Origin of the sequence: Nonomuraea sp. NPDC049646, from assembly GCF_044465525.1 — a bacterium.
Lineage (GTDB): Bacteria > Actinomycetota > Actinomycetes > Streptosporangiales > Streptosporangiaceae > Nonomuraea.
This window is the reverse complement of the sequence record NZ_JBITLU010000013.1, coordinates 133,583-153,360: the sequence shown is the minus strand read 5'-3', so window position 1 is coordinate 153,360 and position 19,778 is coordinate 133,583. Positions and strand designations below refer to the sequence as shown.

Sequence of the window (19,778 nt, the reverse complement as noted above, 5' to 3'; positions counted from 1 at the left end):
AGCCGGGCATGACGACGTACTCCGGCCTCACCATGAGGGTCAGCCGGAGAGAGCGATCACCTGCGTGAAGGGCGGGCCGCGCGTGGGCGCGGCGTGTGCCGGCACCGCCGAGCGCAGCCGGTCCGGCTCGGGCGCCACCACGACGACCGGCTCGTGGACCGCATGCGGGAGATGCGCCAGCAGGACCCGGCACAGCCGCGCGTACAGGCGGTGCAGCAGCCCCCACAGAGCGGCCTCGCCGCGGGCAAGCCACAGGGCGACCAGCCCGGTGGCACCGGCGTGCGTGACGAGCATGCCGACGCCGGGCACCAGCCCCGAATGGCCGTGGACGAGCGTGGCGTAGGCGTCCGCGGCATGGCTGAGGGAGAACAGCACATGCAGCACCACCTGCATGCCGGTCAGCAACGGCAGGATCACCGCCGGCGTGCGCTCACGCGCCGAGGCCGCGACCCCGCCCCCGAACGCCAGCAGCAGCCCACCGGCCGCCACCGGTCCCGTGACCGATCCCCCGCCGAACAGGTGCGCCAGCACGCCCAGCGCCACGCAGACCACGGCGAACACCGCGGCACGGGCAAGACGGAACGGCAGGGAGGCGGTCATAATGCGCCCATCATCCCATCTCACCCCTTCGCCCTGGCATCCGCCATCGTGCCCACCGGCGGCCCGCCTGAAGGACGGCCGCAGGCGACGGCGATCAGACCGAAGGCGACGCCGGGAGGTTCACCCCTCTGACACGCGCCTCGTCGCTGACGTTCTGCCCCGGACGCGAAGGCCCGCCCGTGCCCGCTCGACGGCGGGCACGGGCGCGCTCTGTTCGCCTACCGGCTCAGCGGGCGAGCGGGCGACTGCCCTGAAGCGGCACTCTTCTGCGGTGCACGGCGACCGCCGCCCTCAAGGCGACGGCGGCATATCCGCAGGTCACAGCCAAGCCCGCCCACGGTGGAAGCCGGTAGTAGCCACCCAGCAGTGACGGGTCCACGTCCACATGGGCGAACGACGGGATGCTCTGCGTGATCGCGAACCCGGCGGCCGGGGTGATCATCAGCAGCCACGGCGCCAGCCCCGCGACCCCCAGCAGGCACGGCACGACGACCACCACGGCCTTGCCCACCAACAGCCCCCTCGAATGAACCCCGGCCGGTTCGTGCCGGTGGTCGGTCGGGCCGGTTCGGGTCGGTTCGCGTCGGTGGCCGGTGGTGCGGAAGGTGGCCACCGCCGCGAGCAGCGGGATCAGGCCCACGGCCCCGCCGAGCAGCATGAGGTCGGCGCGCACGCCGCCCTACACCGTGGCGGGCCCGATGTCGCCTCCCCCGGTCACGACGAGCTTCCCGCCGGACTCGACGACCCCGCCCGGATGGTGCGGGGTCCTCCCGTCGGACTCCATGGAGACGCCGACGTCGTCGCGGCGCCACGGGCCGTCCGCCCCCTGCACCTTGATCTGGTCGAAGGTGGCGGTGGCGTTGGCGAACGCTCTCGCCGGACACCCTCGACCTCGCCCACGTCGTCGGGACCGTGCTCGCCGCCCGCCGCCGGCAGGCCGCCGAACGCGGCATCGACCTCGCCGAACGCCTGAGCCCCGCGGTGACGGCCGGGGACCCGAGGCTGATCGGGAGCCTCGTCGCCAACCTCGTCGACAACGCCCTCCGCCACAACCACCCGGACGGGCACGTGGAGGTCACCACCCAGACCTCCGGCACGCAGGCGGTCCTCACGGTCACCGACAGCGGGCCGGTCGTCCCCGGCGACGAGCTCCAGCGCCTGTGTCAGCCCTTCCAGAGGCTGGCCCCCGACCGTCACGGCCGCGGCGACGGCCACGGCCTCGGTCTGGCCATCGTCGACGCCGTCACGCGAGCGCACCGCGCCACCCTCGCCGCCGCCGCACGCCCAGAAGGCGGCCTGTCGGTCACCGTACGGTTCGCGCGGGCGTCGCGTCCCTGACGTCAGGCCGCCGGCACGCGTCGCCGGACGGGCCGGTGCGCGCCGACGGGGTTGAGCAGCCGGGCACGGGGGAAAGTCTCCGTCCTGCGGGCCGCCGACTGGAGTGCGGGCCCCTGCGACGCGAGCATCCGCTCGCCGGGAGCAGGGGGATCTTCAGGGATGGGGTGGATGCATGGTGGAACGACGCATGTCGGTCGCGACGCACTGGGGCAGTCTCATCGCAGTGGTCGATTCCGGGCGATTAGTACGAATTGAGCCGAGGAGCGACGACCCCGTGCCGTCCCCCATCGGCCCCGGCATGGTGACGGCCGCCGACGACGGCGCCCGCGTGCTGCGCCCCGCGGTGCGCAAGGGCTGGCTCGACGGCGAGCCGCGCGTCCACGACGCCGCCAGAGGCTCGGCCGCCTTCGTGGAGGTGACCTGGGACGACGCGATCACGCTGGTGAGCGACGAACTCCGCCGGGTGCGTTCGCAGCACGGGGACAGCGCGGTGTTCGGCGGGTCGTACGGCTGGGCGAGCGCCGGCGTGTTCCACAACGCGCAGAGTCAGCTCCACCGGTTCCTGGCGCTGGGCGGCGGGTTCACCGACTCGCGCAACACCTACAGCACCGCGGCCCTGGAGGTCATCCTTCCCCATGTGATCGGCGGGCATCCGTGGAGCTACCAGTCGCGGATGCCGATGTGGGACGAGATAGCCGAAAACTGCGAGCTCGTGGTGGCGTTCGGCGGGCTGGCCCTCAAGAACAGCCAGATCAACCCCGGCGGGCTGGCCAGGCACCAGACGCAGATCCTGCAACGACAGTGCCGCGCGGCCGGGGTGCGGTTCGTGAACGTCAGCCCCATCCGCAGCGACGTCGCCGGCTTCCTCGACGCCGAGTGGCTGCCCGTCGTCCCCAACACCGACACCGCCGCGATGCTCGGCCTCGCCCACACGATGCTGGTCAACGGGTGGCACGACGAGGACTTCCTCCGCCGATGCTGCGCCGGGTTCGACCGCTTCGCCGCCTACCTGACCGGCGAGCTCGACGGCGTCCCCAAGGACGCCGCCTGGGCGGCGGGCATCACGGGCATCGGCCGCGAGGCGATCGTCGACCTCGCCCGCCGCCTGACCGAGCGGCGTTCGCTCATCATGGTCAACTACGCGGTGCAACGGGCGGACCACGGCGAACAGCCGATCTGGATGTCCGTCGTGCTGGCCGCCATGGCGGGGTCGATGGGCCGGCCCGGCTGCGGCTGGGGAGCGGGGTACGCGACGATGGACGCGACCGGCGTGACCAGAGGCCGCCCCTCCGTGGCGAAGCTGCCCGAGGTCGCCAACCCCGTCCCGGACTTCATCCCCGTCGCCAGGATCGCCGACACCCTGCTGCATCCGGGCAGGACCATCGGCTACGACGGCCGGCGCCTCACGCTGCCGGAGCTCCGCTTCATCTACTGGTGCGGGGGGAACCCGTTCCACCACCACCAGGATCTCCACCGGCTGGCCCGGGCCTGGCAGACCCCTGACACGGTGGTGGTGCACGAAGCCTGGTGGAACACCACGGCCAAGTTCGCGGACATCGTCCTGCCCGTCGCCACGAGCCTGGAGCGCGACGACTTCGCCGCCGGATTCTCCGATCCGCACCTCGTCGCGATGCCCAAGGTCCGCGAGCCGGCGGGCGAGTCGCGCACCGACCATCACATCTTCGCCGCGCTGGCCTCCCGGCTCGGGTACGGGCAGGAGTTCACGCAGTCGCGCTCCGAGCTCGAATGGGTCCGGCACCTGTACGAGCAGACGAGGGCCGCACTCGGCGACAATGCCGCGCTGCCGGGCTTCGACGACTTCTGGCGCAGCTCCACCGCCGAGCTGCCGCCGTTGACCGGGCCGTTTCCCGGCAGCTTCGAGGCGCTCCGCGCAGACCCGCAGCGGTTCCCGCTGCCGACGCCGTCGGGCCGGATCGAGATCTTCTCCGAGGAGATCGACTCGTTCGGCTACGACGACTGCGCCGGGCATCCGACGTGGTACGAACCGGCAGAGTGGCTCGGCGCCGATCTGTCGAGCCGGTTCCCGCTGCACCTGATCTCGAACCAGCCCGCCGCCCGCCTGCACAGCCAGTACGACAACGGCGGCCACAGCCTCGATTCCAAGATCAGCGGCCGTGAGCCGGTGACGATGAACCCGTCGGACGCCGCGTCGCGCGGCATCGAGAACGGCATGATCGTACGCGTGCACAACGACCGGGGCAGCTGCCTGGCGGGCGCGGTCCTGTCGGACGACGTCATGCCGGGCGTCGTGCAACTGTCCACCGGAGCGTGGTGGGACCCGGTCCGGCCAGGGGTGAGCGGAACACTGGACCGCCACGGCAACCCCAACGTCCTCACGGCGGATCGGCCGTGCTCGCGGCTGTCCCAGGGGCCGAGCGCCCTCAGCGCGCTGGTCGACGTCGAGGTCTACGACGGCCCTCATCCCGAGGTGCTCGCCTTCACCCCGCCACGCTTTGAGCGTTGACACCGGACGCCCTCCGGCGGCTTGCTTTACCGTAGTCGATCGAATACTTTGCGTAATCGTGACTCGACTGCAAAACCTCAAGTACGGCCAGTGGTTCAGGGGCGCCGACGTCGACGGCGACGGGTTCATCACCCAGCGGGACGTCCGGCTGATGAGCGAGCGTTACATCGCCGTCCGCGGCGCCGCGCCGGACTCCGAGACCGCCCGCCTGCTCACCGAGAGGATGGACGCGTTCTGGACGCACGTGATCGCCCCGATGGATCGCGACGGTGACGGGAAGGTCGATCTGTCGGAGATGACCGAAGGGTTCAGGCAGGCCCTGACCGACCGCGCCCTGTACCCGGCACAGATCGAGCCGGTGACCGACTGCTTCTTCGACCTCGCCGACCTCAACGGAGACGGCCGGATCGACCAGGCGGAGTTCCAGCAGATGTTCGACTCCGTCGGCGGCGTCCCCGGCGACGACTGCGCCGCGGTCTTCGCCGCCCTGGACCACGACGGCTCCGGCGTCCTCGACCGCGCCGAGTTCCATCAGGCGGTCACGGAGTTCTTCTACGGCGACGACCCGGACGCTCCCGCCAATCACCTGTTCGGCAGGTTCACCGGCTGACGGCCCATTACCCGCACGCCCGCACCACTTCCGGTGCGGGCGTGCGGCGTGCGCACCCCAGGCCGGGCGGCCCCTGACCCGGGCCCGGATCGTCGCAGGCGACCGCCGGCGTACGGGCGGAGAAGAACCTTGAGGAAGCCGATGGTTCTCTCTTGCCCGACGTCGAGCAGGACCAGCATCGATCCGATGTGCCCGATGAGGGGAGTACCAGTGGGGCAGAGCATCAAGGGGCCGATGGTCCTGCGCATCACCGAGGGCGAGATCGTCGACAGCCAGCTCTCCGAGGACGATCTGAGGGCGTTGAGCGACAAGAGCGAGGGATCCGCCGCCACGGCCAGGATCAGGTGCCCCGTTCTGTACTGCGCCGCCATGTACGACTCCGGCGTCGCGCGCTGAGGCGCCCGGTGAACACCGCTCAGGGGCGGCGGCAGATGGAGGAGATCCTCGCCGGCGACCGCCCGTTCGGCGACTGCGACTACATCCGCCGGCGCACCCGCCTGCACTACCGCCACCGCCTGCTCCTGCTCAAGGAGCACTCCAAGGGCGCGCATCTGCTGCTCGCCGCGCAGGAGGACGCCTCCGACGCCTGGCACCACCAGGTGCTGGGCGATCCGGCGGTCCGGGTGGCGACCGACACCTGGCTGAGCGCCGTGCTCGGCGGCCGGGAGCTGCCCTGGCCCGAGGAGGAGCTGGACGCCGTCCTGGAGACCGCGGCGGCTCAGAGCCCCCGCGCGGCCGTGCCGCCGCTGGCCGAGGGGGCCGCGGACCTGATGAGGCTGCATGAGGCCGGCCGGCCGTGGGTGTGGACCGAGCCGCGGGCGGAGGCGGACCCGCTGGGAGAGTTCTTCCGCCGCGTCTTCTCCGCGAGCTTCCACGGGCTCACCCTGACGAGCCCCGAGGGCCGCGTCCGCGAGACGCTCCTGCGGGGTGCGGAGCTGCTGCACGAGCTCTGCCCGGTGCTCGCGCGCAGCGCGCTGAGCCACGTGCACCTGGTCGTCGTCGCGGGCAAGGAGACGCCCGGGTCGGCGTCGTCCGGGTCGGCGTCGCCAGGGTTCGCGTCGCTCACGCATCCTCGCATCCCGGGGGTGATCTTCCTGTCGGCCGCCGTGCTGGGCAGTGCGTGGCAGGCCGCCGAGTATCTCCTGCACGAGGCGATGCACGCCAAGTTCACCGACCTCGAACACACCCACTCGCTGCTGGACGAGGACTACGACGCGGCGGCCTCGCCGCTGATCCGTCCGCACTGGAACCGGGCCAGGCCGGAGGCGGGCGAGGGCTGGCCGGTCGATCGCGCCCTCACCGTGAGCCACGTCTACACCACCCTGGCGCTGTTCCACTCCACCGTGGCCGCCAGGCACGCGGAACTGGCCGGCCGGTACGGGCCGATCACCGGCGCGGACCCCGCCCGGCAGGCGCGGCGGTCCTTCGACCGGGCCCAGTACCTCCTGCACCGTCTCGGCGGGCACACGGAACAGCTCGGCACCGGCGGCCGGCTCTTCCTGCGCTGGCTGGGCGGGATCAACGAGGCGTTCGACCCGTCGCCCGCGCCGGAGGGCGCGTACGCGCACCTCGTGCTCGACCTGTACGAGCGTGAGGCCGACACCATCCGCACGGCCCTGTCCCGGCCGGACGCCGGGCACCCCGACGAGGACGCCGACCGGGACGCCGACCGGGACGCCGACCGGGACGCCGCCGCCCTGCGGAGCGCCGCGCGGCAGGAGATCAGCGGTTGCCTCGCCGCCCTGGCCGCGACCGGCGAGCCGAGCGGTCAGCGGCAGGAGCTGGCGGACCAGGACAGTGTGCTCGCGCAGCTCGAATCCTCGGGGGCGTCGTTCCGCGACAGCGCCGAGGCGTTCCTGCGGACGAGGGACCTGGTGCTGCGGGCACTGGGCCCGCTGCCGGCCGCCGCGTTCCTGGGCCCCGTGCCCGGCCGGCCGGAGGAGACCGTCGCCGAGATGGTACGGGCGATGGCCGAGGAGTCCGGCCGCCGCCTGGGCGCCCTGCTGGAGCGCTGATCAAGGGGCCGCGGGGCCACGTCGCCGCGACCCGGCAACCGCGGACGTCAAGGAGCGCGTGCGATGCCCGACGAGGACGAGCAGGCACCGGGGAGTGCCCGCAGATCACAGGACCCGATCGTGGAGCGGCTGCGTCCCGATCCGGCGCAGGCGCCCGCGGCGGTTCTGCGCATGACCGGCTTCCTCGGCGACAGCGACCGGCCCGGCCACCGGCGGCTGTACTTCACGCGCGGGCTCGACTACTACGCCGAGTTCCGCACCGGCGACGTCGTCGACATGACCCCGGTCGCCCGCCACGAGGAGCCGTTCCGGGGCGAGGAGGCCACCCAGGTGTCCCTGCGCCGCGACGCGATGGTGGAGTTCACCAGAACCCGCACGGCCCGCTCCCCCGACGAGTTCGACCTCGACGTGCGGATCGGCCGGTCGAGCAGCGGCCAGTGCGTCCCGGGCCTGACCGACACCCGCGAGCACGACTGCCAGGAGCCGACGGGGGCGGACGGCGGGGACTGCGTGACGCCGGGCACCTGCGCGCCGACCTGCGAGACGTGCGTGACGAACTGCGGGTCCTGCTACGAGACCTGCGTCATCCCCACCAACTGCGGCAGCTGCGTGACGTGCGACGCTTGGTGCGGTGAGAACCGGTGAGCGCCGTCACGTCCGGGCCGGCGCAGCAGTGTGACACCGCCTGGCAGAGCCCGCTCGGCCCCGACCGGCGGGCGTCGGCCCTCCGCGTCGCCCGCGACGTCGCCGCGCGGGTGACCGACCCGGGCCGGCTGGCGGCGGCGCTCGCCGCGTCCGTCGAACAGACCCGGTTCCCGAAATCCCTGGCCCGCAGGCCCTACGCCGTGGCCGACGGCGACGCGGGCCTCGCGCTGACCTGCGCCTGCCTGGACGCCTGCCTGCCCGGCGAAGGCTGGGACGCGGTGGGCCACCAGTTCCTCACGGCGGCCGCGGCGGACGTGGAGGGGGCGCCGTCGGGCCTGTTCGCCGGATTGAGCGGGCTGGCGTTCGCCACCGTGTCGCTGAGCCGGGACGGGACGCGCTACCGGCGGATGCTCGCCACGCTGGACGACGCCCTCGCGCCCCGGGCCGCGGCGATCGGCACGCGGCTCGGCGAGACCCGCGAGCCGGGCCCGGTGAGCGCGTTCGACCTGATCTCCGGAGCCTGCGGGACGGGCGCCCACCTGCTGAGGCACGACCCGCACGAGGTCCTGCCCGCGATCCTCACGGGGCTCGTGACGCTCGCCCGGGAGCAGGAGCCGCCCGCCTGGATGACGCCCGCCCACCTGATGGGCGACGAGACGATGGCGCGGCTGCACCCGCACGGCGCGCTGGACTGCGGTCTCGCGCACGGCATCCCGGGGCCGCTCGCCCTGCTGTCGCTCGCCCTGCGCGCGGGCGTCGAGGTGCCGGGCCAGGCCGACGCCGTCAGGCGGATCACCGGCTGGCTGGTCGCCCATCGTGCCGGGGACGGCTGGCCCGCGCTCGTCCCGCTGACCGGCGAGGGACGGCCCGGCCCGGCCACCCCGTCAAGGACCGCGTGGTGCTACGGGACGCCCGGGGTCGCCCGCGCCTTGTGGCTGGCGGCCCAGGCGCTCGACGACGGCCTCCTGGGCGAGCTGGCGCTGGAGGCGATGGACGCCGTCCTGCGCCGCCCGGCCGCGCGACGCGCGATCCCGTCGCCGACGTTCTGCCACGGGGTCGGCGGCCTGCTGCAGGTCGTGCTCCGCTTCACCCGCGACACCGGCCTGTTCCGCCAGGAGGCGGCCGAGCTCGTGGACGAGCTGCTGGCCGCCTACCAGCCGGAACGTCCGCTCGGGTACGCCTCGCTGGAGCCGCAGGGCAACGCCGTGGACCGCGCCGGGGTCCTGGACGGCGCGGCGGGCGTCGTCCTGGTGCTGCTGGCCGCGGCGACCGACGTCGAACCGGCCTGGGATCGGCTCTTCCTGCTGTCATGACCCGCGCGAAACCTGCCGTGCTCCGCGGGGACCGGAGCCTGTACGCGCCGATGGACTGGGCGCTGGTGCGCGCCCCGCTCCTGCCGGTGGACGCCGCCGGGCGAGCGGGCGAGCCGGCGGATCCGGGCCGCCTGCTGCCCGGCGACCCGGCGGTGGTGGCGGCCGTCCAGGTGGCCAGCGGCGATCTGGCCGCCGCTCTGGCGCGGACGGCGCCCGGCCATCCCAAGGCCCCGCGGGTCGGCCGCAAGCTGCTGCGCTACCTCATCCGCATGAGCACCCGGCCGACGCCGTTCGGTCTCTTCGCGGGCGTCGCCCTGGCCGGCTGGGGAGATTGCACCGATCTGGCTCTCGCCAAGCAGGAGCCGCGCACCCGCACCCGTCCGGACCTGGGCTGGCTCACGGACCTGGTCGCGCACCTCGAAGCCGACCCCGGGGTCCGCGCCCGGCTGCGCCTGGTGGCCGACCCGTCCGTGCTGGTCCGCGCCGGGCGGGCGTTCCCGGCGGGCGGCGCGGCCTCCGTACGGGCCACCTCGGCGGTACGGCGGGCGCTCGCCCTCGCCCGCGCGCCCGTCCCGCGTGCGGAGCTCGTCGAAGCGCTGATCACGCTGCCCGGCGCCACGCCGGAGAAGGCGGACGGGCTGGTCGAGGAGCTGCTCCGGCAGGGGTTCCTGCACCACGACCTGCGTCCGCCGCTCACCCGCGACCCGCTCGGCCACGTGCGGGAACGGCTCGCCGGCCATCCCGTCGCGGACGACCTCGCCGGGTTGCTCGCGGCCCTGCGGCAGTGGGACGCCCGCCCGCTCGGCGAACGGGCCCGCGCGTGGCCGGGCCTGCTGGACCGGATGACCACGATCGCGTCCCCCGCCGACCCGCGCAACCTCCTGCAGACGGACCTCGCGCTGCCGCTGTCCGGGACCGGCCTGAACAGGCGGATCGGGGCGGAGGCGGCGGTCGCGGCCGAGCTGCTGCTCCGGCTGAGCCCGCACCCCGCCGGACCGCCGCACCTCGACGCCTGCCGCCGGGCGTTCGAGAGCCGCTACGGCGCGGACCGCGAGGTCCCGCTGCTGGAACTGGTCGATCCGGACGTCGGGCTGGGCCGCCCCGCCGACGGCGGCCAGGCCCACGCGCCGGCCGCCCGGCACCGGCTGCTGACCGACCTGGCGGTGAACGCCTGCCGTGACCGGGTGACCGCCGTCGAACTCGACGACGACCTGCTGGCCCGCCTCCAGACCTGGACCCCGGCGGACGCGCCGGCCCCGCCGACCCTCGATCTGGCGGTCCTGGTGGCGGGCTCCAGCGCCGAGGCCGTGGACAAGGGCGACTTCCTGCTCGTCGTCGGCCCGAACCTGGGCGCGCACGCGGCCGGGCGCACCCTCGGGCGCTTCGCCGACCTGCTCGGCCCCCCGGCGGCCACCGCGCTGGCGCGGGCGGCCGAGGCCGAGTCCCGGCACGCGCCCGGCCGGCTCCTCGCCGAGGTGGTCTACACGCCGGAGCGGGCCCGTTCCGGCAACGTCGCCGTACGCCGGTGCGGGCACCGCCACGAGATCCGGTTCGGCCCTTCCGCCGGCCTCGCGGAAGAGTGGGCCGTACCGGTCGACGAGCTGGTCGTGGGCCTGCGCGACGGCCGGTTCACCGTCCGGTGGCCCGCCCGGGACGTGGAGGTCGTCGCCACGCAGTGCCACATGCTCAACCCGTCGCACGCGCCCCCGGCGGCCCGCTTCCTGCTGGACGCCGCCCGCGACGGCCGGTGCGCGTTCACCTCGTTCGACTGGGGGCCGGCCGCCGGTCTGCCGTTCCTGCCCCGGATCCAGCGAGGTCGCATCGTCCTGTCCCTGGCCCGCTGGCGGGTCGATCCCGCCGCCCTGAGCGCGGCGGGCGGCCCGGCCGCCTGGCGGCGGGCGCACGGCGTGCCGCGCCACGTGTACCTGGCCGGTGGCGACAACCGGCTGCTGCTCGACCTGGACGACCCCGAGCACGCCGGACTGCTGCGCGAGGAACCGCAGGGACGTCCCGTCACGCTCCAGGAGGCCCTGCCCCACCCGGATCACGCCTGGCTGCCGGGACCGGCGGGCTTCCACCTCAGCGAGGTGGTGGTGCCGCTCGCGCTCAGGGAGCGGCGGGACGTCCCGCCGCGCCGCCGGAGCCCCGGCGTCGTGCCTGCCGGCGCCCGCGTGCGGCCGCCCGGCAGCGACTGGCTCTACCTCAAGCTGTACGGCCCCCGCCGGTTCCAGGACGAGCTGATCGTCGACTCGCTGCGCCCCTTCGGGCAGTTCGTCACCGGAGCCGGGCTGGCCGACGGCTGGTTCTTCCTGCGTTACGCCGATCCCGGCCCGCACCTGCGCGTCCGCTTCCACGGCGACCCCGCCACGCTGCTCGGCCCGCTCATGCGCCACGTCTGCGACTGGGCGGCCGAGCTGATCTCCACGGGCGCGTGCGCGACCTTCGCCTTCGACACCTACGAACGCGAGATCGAGCGGTACGGCGGCCTGGACGACATGCCGGCCGCCGAGGACGTGTTCATCGCCGACAGCGCGGCCGTGGCCGGTCTGCTCGCCCTGTCCAGAGGCCACGGGTTCCCCTGCGCCCCGGCCACCGTGGCCGCGCTCAGCGTCGACGACCTGCTCGACGGCCTCGGACTGGACGTCGAGCGGCGCACGCGCTTCTACCGCGACGCCGTCTCCCTCTCCCCGGACGGCGGCCGGGACCATCGCCGGCGCTCCCGCGAGCTGCGCCGGCTCCTGGGCGATCCGGGTTCGCGCGACCGGGCCCTGACGTCCCTGCTGGCCGCCCGCCGCCGGGGCCTGCCGTCCACCCGCCCCTCTCCCGAGGTGTGCCGCAGCCATGTGCACCTGCACTGCAACCGCTTGCTCGGCACCGGTCACGAGCTCGAACACCGCGTCCTGGAGCTCCTTCGCCGCACCCGCGAAGGTCTCGCCCGCCGGTGACGGTTGGACAGCGTCATCCCTGATGGGTAGTTTCTCCGGGTCCCGTCCGAGCTGCCCGACACCGGAGGCGCCGCCTCAGGCCGGGTGACCCGCCCCCGCCTCCAAGGAAGACGCGCCGTGACCGACCTCGTCCCGCTGCGCAGGAACGTGCGCTTCCAACTGCTGTGGGTCGGCAGCGCGATCTCCGAGCTGGGGTCGCAGCTCACCGCGCTCGCCATGCCGCTGCTGGTGCTGGCGCTCACCGGGTCGCCCGGGGCGGCGGGCGTCGTCGCCGGGGCCCGTACCGTCGCTTTCCTGGCGGCCCAGATGCCGGCCGGCGTCTGGGTGGACCGGTGGGACCGCCGCCGTACGCTCGTCACGGCCCAGAGCGTGCAGGCGGTCGTCTCCGCGCTGCTGACGGCGCTGGTCATCACCGGTCAGGCACAGGTCTGGCAGTTCGTCACGCTGGCGGTGCTGGACGGGCTGTGCGCGGCGTTCCTCGGTCCCGTCCAGGACACGGCGCTGCGCGGCGTCGTCCCCCCGGGCCAGTTGCACGGCGCGTACGCGCAGGAGGAGGCCCGTACCCACGCGGCCGGGCTGATCGGCCCTCCGCTCGGCGGCCTGCTGTACGGCCTCGGACGGGCGGTGCCCTTCGTCGTCGACACCGTCACCTTCGTCGCCGCCACGCTCTTCTACGCCCTGGCCAAGGTGCCCCGCCGCCCGGCGGAGGAGCCGCAGCCGTCCGCCCCGGACGACGGCGAGGGGCAGCGGCCGGTCCGGCGCAGCATGCGCCGGGAGGCGGCCGAGGCCGTCAGGTGGCTGTGGCGGCGGCATGGCCTGCGGGAGGTCACCGCGGCGGTGACGGTGCTCAACCTGCTCGGCGGGGCGTTCCTCATCCCGCTGATCGTGCTCGTCGGCGAACGCGGCGGTGACGCCCGCGTCACCGGCACGGTCCTGGCCGGTCTCGGCATCGGCGGGCTGACCGGCGCGCTGCTGTCGGGCCGCATCAGCAGGCTGCTGCCTCCTGGACGGCTCCTGCTCGCCGTCGTCACGGTCTTCGGGGCCGCGCTGGCGGCCACGGCACTGCCCTGGGGGGCGTGGTGGCCGATGATCCCGCTCGTGTTCATCACTTTGTCCACGCCGTCGCTGAACGTGGTGATGAACGTCGTGGTCGCACGGATGGTGCCGGAAGCGATGCTCGGCCGGATGGGCGCGGTCCTGAGCACGAGCGCGATGGCGCTCAAGCCGCTCGGGCCCGTACTCGGCGGGGCGCTGGCCGCGGCGCTGGGCGGTGCCGGGGCCCTCGTCGTGCTGGGCGGACTGCTCGTCCTGACCGCCGCCGTGGCCGCGCTCAGCCCGGAGCTGCGCCACTTCACCGGAGAACCCGCCCCGGCCGGGGACGACACCCCGACCGGCGGCAAGGCCCCGCACTCCCCCGCCTGACGCCGCCTTGACGACGGTGGCGCTCACCGGCTCCTTGCGTCCGGGGGCCGCGGTCCCGCACTCCCCCGCAGCGCCGCGAACCATGCGCCGTTCTCGATCGTTGTCCGGGTGTTGCCGATTTCTGGGGGACCGCCGTGGAGCAAGTCTTCGAGTACCTGCCCTTGTTGTTCGTGGCGTTCGGCGCCGTGATCGTGCTGGTGTCGGTCAGGGGGATCGTGCAAGGCAGGCGGTTCGTCCGCGGGGCGCGGCGGGTGCCGGGCGTGGTCACCGACGTGGCCACCGCGTTCACCGGACGCGGCGAGCATCTGAAGGCGAGCCGGCGCCCGGTGCTGACCTTCACGACCGAGGAAGGGCGGGAGGTGACCGCCGAGTCCTGGGCCGAGTCGAAGCTGGGCATCGGCAGGGAGACCGACGTCCTCTACGACCCGGAGGACCCGACGAAGGCCGCGCCCGCCGGTGACGCCGGCGTCGGGGGCGGTTACGGCGGCATCGTCGTCGGGCTCCTGGCCGCCGCCGTCGGCCTGGCCGTCTTCGCCGGCTTCCCCGGACATGCCGGCCCATTCGGCGGCACGGAGAACGGCTGCCAGATCGAACACGCCGACGGCACCTCCGAGCCCGTCGACTGCCCTCCGGGCCTGGACGCCGAGTGACCGCCTTTTTCAGCGAATACAAAGACCTATGATGGACGAATGCGGCTTTGGGGACGTCACCCAACCCAGAATCATGTCATCGCCAGACATATGCAGAAATTCTTCCGCAGCCTGCATCAAGATGAGCAACCAGAACAAGTAGCGAAAAAGTACGCAGCCTACTTCTGGGACCGGGACGCGGACACCCTGCGCGACATGAGCTCACTCACCCAGCACGAGTTCGACGTGAGCCTCGGCCTCAGAGCAAGCGACCTCGCCGCCGTCACAAAGCGCGTCTCGCTCATCTCCGACACCCTCCTTCTTTCCGACGGCATAGGCGGGACATATCACGAAATCGGACAGACCGGAATCCACTGGGACGACCCGGGGAGACGCTCAGGAAACAAACCGCGGCTCCCGCCCGGGACGCCGCCCGACCTACCGGCCTCGATGCTCCATATGGCAGCCGCCCCCGAGCCTCGCGAGAACTGGCGGGAGGACTACTTCGGCATCAGGACGCTCGATCTGGCGCAGCTCGGCGCCTGGATCCTTCAGGCCCGGCCCCTCCTGCAAGCCGGGCTGACCTGGTACCTGCCCACCTACTGCCTGCGCACGCAGCAGGTCAAGAAGGGACGCCCCGTACAGAGGAGCAGGTCGATCCGTGACGCTCGGGCCGTCGACTTCCTCCTCAAAGGGCGGCGCGCGATCGAGGCGTCCGGCGAAGAGCCCGTCAAGAGCCGGATCGTCCGGCCGATCCTGGACATCAGACTGCCCTACATCGACGGCGTCGGACTTGGGGACTTCAGCAGGATCACCGTCGAGGAGTTCGGATCCTACGACCGTTTCCGCACCTACCTGCGCGGCAAGTTCCTCCAGCTCGACGAGGCCCAGGACGCCGTCCAGTCCGAAGTGGCCCTGACCCGGATCGGCCTGGAGATCCGGGAGCAGATTCAGGAATGCCAGGCCGAAATGGCCAAGATCCAGAGGACCAGAGCTCTTGCCGCCACCGGCGCCGTCCTCGGAACCACGGGAGCGACCCTCACCGCCGTGTACGGTCCGGCGCTGACCGCTGCGCTCGGCGTCCTGGGCGCCACCGGTGGGATATGGAGCGTCGTCCAAGCGATCAGCCAGAACAGCGTCCGGACACTCCGTGAGGGCAGGTGGTACTACATCTGGACCCTCGATCAGGCGTACGAGCGGAACCAGCGTTAGGGCGTGGGCCGCGCCGTCCTGACGCGAGCCACCGGGGCATGCGAGAGCGGCCCGAGAGGAAGGAAGCCATCATGACGATCACGGAAGAGTCGGAGCTCGTCGAGGTCCCGTTCTGGTTCGATCCGCTGTGCCCCTGGGCGTGGGTCACCTCGCGCTGGCTGCTGGAGGTCGAGAAGGTACGGCCGGTGCGCGCCGACTGGCGGCTCATGTCGCTGGCCCACCTGAACCTCGTCCAGCGCAAGGGCGAAGGGCTGAGCGACGACTACCGGAAGGGCATGGAGGAGGCCTGGGGGCCGGTACGCGTCTGCGCGGCCGCCGCCGAGCACGCCGGCCACGCGGTTCTCGGCCCGTTGTACACCGCTGTCGGCACCCGCTTCCACAACCAGAGACGCCGCGATGACCCCACGGTCATCACCGAAGCCCTCGCGGAGGTGGGCCTGCCCGCCGCGTTGGCGGCCGCCGCCGACAGCGATGAGCTGGACCAGCTCGTCAGGGACTCCCACGACGAGGCTTTCGACGAGGTGGGGCTCGATGTCGGAACGCCCGTTCTCCGCATCGCCGGGATGGCCCTGTTCGGCCCGGTGATCAGGCAGGCGCCCCGCGGCGAGGCAGCCGGCCGGCTCTGGGACGGCCTGGTCCTGGTCGCCGGGACGCAGGACTTCTTCGAGCTCAAGCGGAGCCGGCCGCAGGGCGTCAGACCGTCCTTCGACTGAGGCACGTCCGACGCTTTCTACTCGCGGGCCGGCGCGTTCCACCCACGGGCGGGCGCGTTCTGCTCGCGGGCCGGCACGGCTCGGGCGATGCGAGGGCCGACGAGGCGCTCGGCCTCGTCGAGGGGGTACCAGGCCGCGTCCGTCACCTCCGACTCCTGGATCGGCCCCGTGTCGGCGTGCGTCACGAACGCGTACCCGATGTCGAGGTGACGGTGCGCCGGCTCGTCCTTCCGCGGTCGTGCCGGCACGCGGCCGTACTCGATGTAGACGGGGGTCCGCGACCTCGGCACGACCTGCGCGGGATCGATGCCGGTCTCCTCCGCCAGCTCGCGCACCGCTGCGTCGATCAGCGAAGTGTCGTCCGGCTCCAGATGCCCGCCGGGCTGCAACAGCATCCCGTAAGCGCGGTGCCGGACGAGCAGGACCTCGACGCCACCTCTCACGAGCAGCGCGCCGACGGTCACATGCATCCGGAAATTCCGCCGCGAGGCGAAATCCCGGCCCTCGGCCAGCAGGCGAAGCGGCTCGGACAGGAGCGCGGCGTCGTCCGGGAATCGCGCGAGGTAGTCCCGGACGACACTCGACAGGTCCGCGTCAGTGATCGCCACAGGTCACCCCCGCACCTGCCCGGCGGCACACGTCAGCCGGTCCGACGACGGGGGCGGCGAACCCAAGCCGCACTTCGCGAGAGGTGGGACCATGTACGCACCTGCTGGATCGCGGCCTGCATCTCCTCGGCCGGGCGAGCTGATCGCCCAGGCCCACGAGCCGCCGGGGATCCCGCGGGAGCAGCTCAGCCGGGTGATCGCCACCTCTTCGGTCGCCGGCAGCGTGCTGGTACCGCTGTTCTCCGCGTTCGCCGATCCGCTCGCCGACGCCGTCGGGGTGCGAGTGGTGCTCGCCGGCTGCGCGACGGTCGTCGTCGCCGGTGCGGCGGCCGCGTCCGGTGTTCATGACGTACGCCGTCTCGGCACCACCAACGGTCGAAGCCGGTGAGCCGGGCATCTGACCACGCCGCTCATCCGTACTGCTCACGCATCGAGCTGTCGTAGTCGGCGTGCGGTTCCAGCCCGGCCTCGGCCCGGCGCTCATCGAGCCGATCACGATCTTCTATCGGCCGCGGCTGGAAGACGCCGTCAGGGGCGTGGTATTGCGTGCCGAACACCTGCGGCCGCCCCTCACCGACTCGAACCCGGTCCACGAGGTAGGCGAGGTGTCGAGGCGCCGCCTGGCCCTGGCCCACGGCGTCCCGCAGCAGCTCCAGGCACCGTTGCTGGAAGGCCAGATCGTGGTCGGCATGCTGGGCCAGCAGCCATGCCGCCTGCGCTCCTTCATCTCCGACGAGGTCGCGTCCCGGCCAGCCGTGCTCGTCGATCACCTGCTTGAGGTAGGCGGTGTTGTCGGCGTCCACGGTCGTCCATCGCTCCATCAGGTCCTCGGACACGGGCCCACTCCTGGGCAGGCTCAGCCGGACCTCCTGATCGCGCCTCATGCGTTCCAGCAGCTCAGCACGGAGCTCATCGTTCATCTTGACAGGCCCCCCTGTCGTTTCGATGTCCTGGCGCAGTGCAGCTAGGCGCCGCTTCTGCAGTCGGTGGTCAGCGTCACGGGCAGTTGGAGCACGTCGGTGCCGATGAAGGAGGGCAGCGGCTGGAGATCCGGCAGGCCGGTGGCCAGCCGCAGATCGGGGAAGCGGTCGAACAGTGCGGGCAGAGCGATGCGCGCCTCCAGCCGGGCCAGCGGCGCGCCCAGGCAGTAGTGCATGCCGTGGCCGAAGGCCAGGTGCGCACGGTCGTGCCGGTCGATGTCGAAGCGGCCGGGATCGGCATTGACGGCAGGGTCACGCCCGTGAGCGCCGAAGCAGATGAGGATGAGGTCGCCGGCCCGGATGACGGTCCGCCCGTCCAGGGGGATGTCCGCGGTGGCGTAGCGCAGCGGCAGATGCATGACGGGCGGGTGCCGGCGCAGAGTCTCCTCGATGACGTCGTCCCAGCGTGCGGGGTCGCGGCGGGCGGCAGCGAGCTGCTCGGGGTGGCTGAGCATGGCGATGACGGCATGGTCGAGCAGAGACACGGTGGTCTCGCTGCCCGCGCCGATCATCAGGAGCAGCGTGCTGACGAGCTCGTCGTCGGTGAGCTGATCGAGGCCGCCGTCCCTGGCGGCGATCAGCCGGGTGGTCATGTCGTCGCCGGGCTGGGCTCGCTTGGCCTGGACGAGACGGTGCATCGAGGCGATCATCTCCTGCTGCACGCGGGTCGTCTGCTCGGCTGACAGGGTGGTGTCCAGCACGGCGTCGATGGTGGCCAGCATGGCGGGCCGCTGATCCGGCGGCACGCCGAACAGGTCGCAGATGACCTGGGTGGGAATTCTGTAGGAGTAGCGTGCCCGCAGGTCCAGGACGCCTCCCGGAGCCTCGGCGGCCAGGGCGTCCAGCAACGTGGTGACGACGGTGGTGATCGGCCGCCGCATCGCCTCCACGCGGCGGGGCGTGAACGCTCTGCCGACCAGGTTCTTCAACCGCTGGTGGTCGGGGTCGTCGGTGGTGAACATGCTCTTCACGTCCACCCAGGCGGTGAGCCAGCCGATCGCGTAGGGGCGGTAGCCGGGCCAGGACTTGCGCGCGTCCTTGGAGACGTGGGGATGCGTCAGCAGGTGCTTGACGACCTCCCCGTCGGTCACCGACCAGGCGGTGAGGTCGCCGGGCAACCGGACGGGCACGGCCGGTCCGGCGGCTCGTAAGGCGTCGGCCTGCTCGTAGATGCGGCGTCCGCTGCTGTCGAGAACCACGGGTGCGGGGGTCACGCGTGCCTCCGGTGCGGGCAGGGCTTCGGTCGAGCCCGCCCTTCCTCTCAGTTCAAGAGTCCACAACCTGTCGAGGATCGTTTCAAGGGCCCGTTTCTCCCTCCACCAGGCCGGCGAGCCGCCCTTGCTCCCGGGCGGCCCGGGGCCGGGCGCATGGAGCGAGCCCCCGGCCCTCTCGCGGTTGCAGGGGGCCGGGGGCTCGCGGCGGTGCTGAGGTGTCCGTTCCGGCGGAGGGGTTACCTCACGTAGCTGACCTCGACGTTCAGATAGGTGCCGACGCCGTAGTCATGGCCGCGGATGGCCAGGAGGTTGCAGTGCTCCAGGTGCCTGGCGGGCAGGACGACGTTGATCGCGCCCGCGGCGCAGCCGCCGCTCCTGACGGCCTGGACGAGGCGGCCGTTGAAGTAGACCCGCGCATCGTTGTCGATCGTTCCCTGGATGCGGATCTGCCGGGCGTTGCGCGGGATGTGCACCCAATGGCGTACCAGGATGTCGGTGTTCACCGCCCAGGACGTCTTGACGTGGGCGGAATTGTTCCAGGAGCAGATGCCGTTGGTGGTGCCGAATCCTTCTTGCCCGCTCGACCAGTCGCTGTCATCGAAGTCCGGCTCGTAGAAACGCGGGGCGTTGGCCCCGGGCGGCACCTGGAGGTATTTCCAGTCGGTGCTGTTGTAGCCGAGTACGGTGACGACATTTTGCCGCGTTCCGGCCTGGGAGGCCGACGCCGACGCCGGAGCGGGCAGGGCCACGGTGGCCAGCAGCGAGCCGGCCGCGAGGCCGACGGGAAGGAAACGCAGCAGTTTCTTGAACATGGCGATCTTCCTCCGTTGATGGTGCGAAATGTCGATCCTGCGGCCGCCGAAAGGGACATGTCTATGCATGTCGCAATTCTGCCGCCTAACATCCCGGCCGGAATGGGTAAATCGAATCATAAGTTGAGCACACACCGACAGGTTAAGCAATGGCAAAGAAAGGTCGACAAGAAGAGGCAGGCGCATTTATTAATAAAGAGGAATTTTCCGATATGCCGAATATGAGGGGCCCTCGGC

Annotated in this window: 20 protein-coding genes; 13 read left to right on the top strand and 7 right to left on the bottom strand. The window is 72.4% G+C overall.

Features of this window, described 5'->3' with window-relative positions; all coding sequences use genetic code 11:
- Window positions 1-39 precede the first annotated feature (39 nt).
- The 3 genes from ACIBQ8_RS34345 to ACIBQ8_RS34335 all read right to left on the bottom strand — a co-directional run bounded on the left by ACIBQ8_RS34345 (window position 40) and on the right by ACIBQ8_RS34335 (window position 1,432).
- Window positions 40-600, bottom strand: coding sequence for an MFS transporter (locus ACIBQ8_RS34345; protein ID WP_397194038.1), 561 nt, complete (start codon window positions 598-600; stop codon window positions 40-42).
- Between the two features lie 226 nt (window positions 601-826).
- Window positions 827-1,273 (bottom strand): hypothetical protein, encoded by a 447-nt coding sequence (locus tag ACIBQ8_RS34340; protein WP_397194037.1) that lies wholly within the window; start codon window positions 1,271-1,273, stop codon window positions 827-829.
- 6 nt (window positions 1,274-1,279) lie between these two features.
- The gene (locus ACIBQ8_RS34335) at window positions 1,280-1,432 is read right to left on the bottom strand and encodes a hypothetical protein (RefSeq protein ID WP_397194036.1); all 153 of its coding nucleotides are present in this window, start codon (window positions 1,430-1,432) and stop codon (window positions 1,280-1,282) included.
- 80 nt (window positions 1,433-1,512) lie between these two features.
- On the opposite strand from ACIBQ8_RS34335, the gene ACIBQ8_RS34330 reads away from it, so the two are divergent.
- The 12 genes from ACIBQ8_RS34330 to ACIBQ8_RS34275 all read left to right on the top strand — a co-directional run bounded on the left by ACIBQ8_RS34330 (window position 1,513) and on the right by ACIBQ8_RS34275 (window position 15,927).
- Window positions 1,513-1,938, top strand: coding sequence for a sensor histidine kinase (locus ACIBQ8_RS34330; RefSeq protein ID WP_397174744.1), 426 nt, complete (start codon window positions 1,513-1,515; stop codon window positions 1,936-1,938).
- Window positions 1,939-2,110: 172 nt separating this feature from the next.
- Complete coding sequence (locus ACIBQ8_RS34325; RefSeq protein WP_397194035.1) at window positions 2,111-4,423, top strand: molybdopterin-dependent oxidoreductase; 2,313 nt, start codon at window positions 2,111-2,113, stop codon at window positions 4,421-4,423.
- Between the two features lie 58 nt (window positions 4,424-4,481).
- On the top strand, window positions 4,482-5,033 hold the full coding sequence (locus tag ACIBQ8_RS34320) for an EF-hand domain-containing protein (protein WP_397174741.1): 552 nt from the start codon (window positions 4,482-4,484) through the stop codon (window positions 5,031-5,033).
- 210 nt (window positions 5,034-5,243) lie between these two features.
- Entirely contained in the window at window positions 5,244-5,429 is a 186-nt protein-coding gene (locus ACIBQ8_RS34315; protein ID WP_397174739.1) for a hypothetical protein, read from the top strand.
- A gap of 8 nt (window positions 5,430-5,437) precedes the next feature.
- The gene (locus ACIBQ8_RS34310) at window positions 5,438-7,048 is read left to right on the top strand and encodes a hypothetical protein (protein WP_397194034.1); all 1,611 of its coding nucleotides are present in this window, start codon (window positions 5,438-5,440) and stop codon (window positions 7,046-7,048) included.
- Window positions 7,049-7,111: 63 nt separating this feature from the next.
- Window positions 7,112-7,693 (top strand): hypothetical protein, encoded by a 582-nt coding sequence (locus ACIBQ8_RS34305; RefSeq protein WP_397194033.1) that lies wholly within the window; start codon window positions 7,112-7,114, stop codon window positions 7,691-7,693.
- The gene (locus tag ACIBQ8_RS34300; protein ID WP_397194032.1) at window positions 7,690-9,006 is read left to right on the top strand and encodes a lanthionine synthetase C family protein; all 1,317 of its coding nucleotides are present in this window, start codon (window positions 7,690-7,692) and stop codon (window positions 9,004-9,006) included. Before ACIBQ8_RS34305 ends, ACIBQ8_RS34300 begins: the two co-directional genes overlap by 4 nt.
- Complete coding sequence (locus ACIBQ8_RS34295; protein WP_397194031.1) at window positions 9,003-11,951, top strand: lantibiotic dehydratase; 2,949 nt, start codon at window positions 9,003-9,005, stop codon at window positions 11,949-11,951. The genes ACIBQ8_RS34300 and ACIBQ8_RS34295 overlap by 4 nt, the downstream gene beginning before the upstream one ends.
- Before the next feature lie 117 nt (window positions 11,952-12,068).
- Window positions 12,069-13,373, top strand: coding sequence for an MFS transporter (locus ACIBQ8_RS34290; protein ID WP_397194030.1), 1,305 nt, complete (start codon window positions 12,069-12,071; stop codon window positions 13,371-13,373).
- A gap of 134 nt (window positions 13,374-13,507) precedes the next feature.
- On the top strand, window positions 13,508-14,023 hold the full coding sequence (locus tag ACIBQ8_RS34285) for a DUF3592 domain-containing protein (RefSeq protein WP_397194029.1): 516 nt from the start codon (window positions 13,508-13,510) through the stop codon (window positions 14,021-14,023).
- A gap of 195 nt (window positions 14,024-14,218) precedes the next feature.
- Window positions 14,219-15,214, top strand: a complete 996-nt coding sequence (locus ACIBQ8_RS34280) for a hypothetical protein (RefSeq protein ID WP_397194028.1) — start codon at window positions 14,219-14,221, stop codon at window positions 15,212-15,214.
- Window positions 15,215-15,285: 71 nt separating this feature from the next.
- On the top strand, window positions 15,286-15,927 hold the full coding sequence (locus tag ACIBQ8_RS34275) for a DsbA family protein (RefSeq protein ID WP_397174726.1): 642 nt from the start codon (window positions 15,286-15,288) through the stop codon (window positions 15,925-15,927).
- 17 nt (window positions 15,928-15,944) lie between these two features.
- Here the strand turns inward: ACIBQ8_RS34275 and ACIBQ8_RS34270 are convergent, their stop codons facing one another.
- Entirely contained in the window at window positions 15,945-16,535 is a 591-nt protein-coding gene (locus ACIBQ8_RS34270) for an NUDIX hydrolase (RefSeq protein ID WP_397194027.1), read from the bottom strand.
- A gap of 91 nt (window positions 16,536-16,626) precedes the next feature.
- Here ACIBQ8_RS34270 and ACIBQ8_RS34265 point away from each other — a divergent pair, with 91 nt between their 5' ends.
- Window positions 16,627-16,923, top strand: coding sequence for a hypothetical protein (locus tag ACIBQ8_RS34265; RefSeq protein ID WP_397194026.1), 297 nt, complete (start codon window positions 16,627-16,629; stop codon window positions 16,921-16,923).
- 22 nt (window positions 16,924-16,945) lie between these two features.
- Here the strand turns inward: ACIBQ8_RS34265 and ACIBQ8_RS34260 are convergent, their stop codons facing one another.
- The 3 genes from ACIBQ8_RS34260 to ACIBQ8_RS34250 all read right to left on the bottom strand — a co-directional run bounded on the left by ACIBQ8_RS34260 (window position 16,946) and on the right by ACIBQ8_RS34250 (window position 19,541).
- Window positions 16,946-17,455 (bottom strand): DUF6624 domain-containing protein, encoded by a 510-nt coding sequence (locus ACIBQ8_RS34260; RefSeq protein WP_397194025.1) that lies wholly within the window; start codon window positions 17,453-17,455, stop codon window positions 16,946-16,948.
- A gap of 44 nt (window positions 17,456-17,499) precedes the next feature.
- Window positions 17,500-18,729 (bottom strand): cytochrome P450, encoded by a 1,230-nt coding sequence (locus tag ACIBQ8_RS34255; RefSeq protein ID WP_397194024.1) that lies wholly within the window; start codon window positions 18,727-18,729, stop codon window positions 17,500-17,502.
- Between the two features lie 236 nt (window positions 18,730-18,965).
- Window positions 18,966-19,541, bottom strand: a complete 576-nt coding sequence (locus tag ACIBQ8_RS34250) for a hypothetical protein (RefSeq protein ID WP_397194023.1) — start codon at window positions 19,539-19,541, stop codon at window positions 18,966-18,968.
- Window positions 19,542-19,778 lie beyond the last annotated feature (237 nt).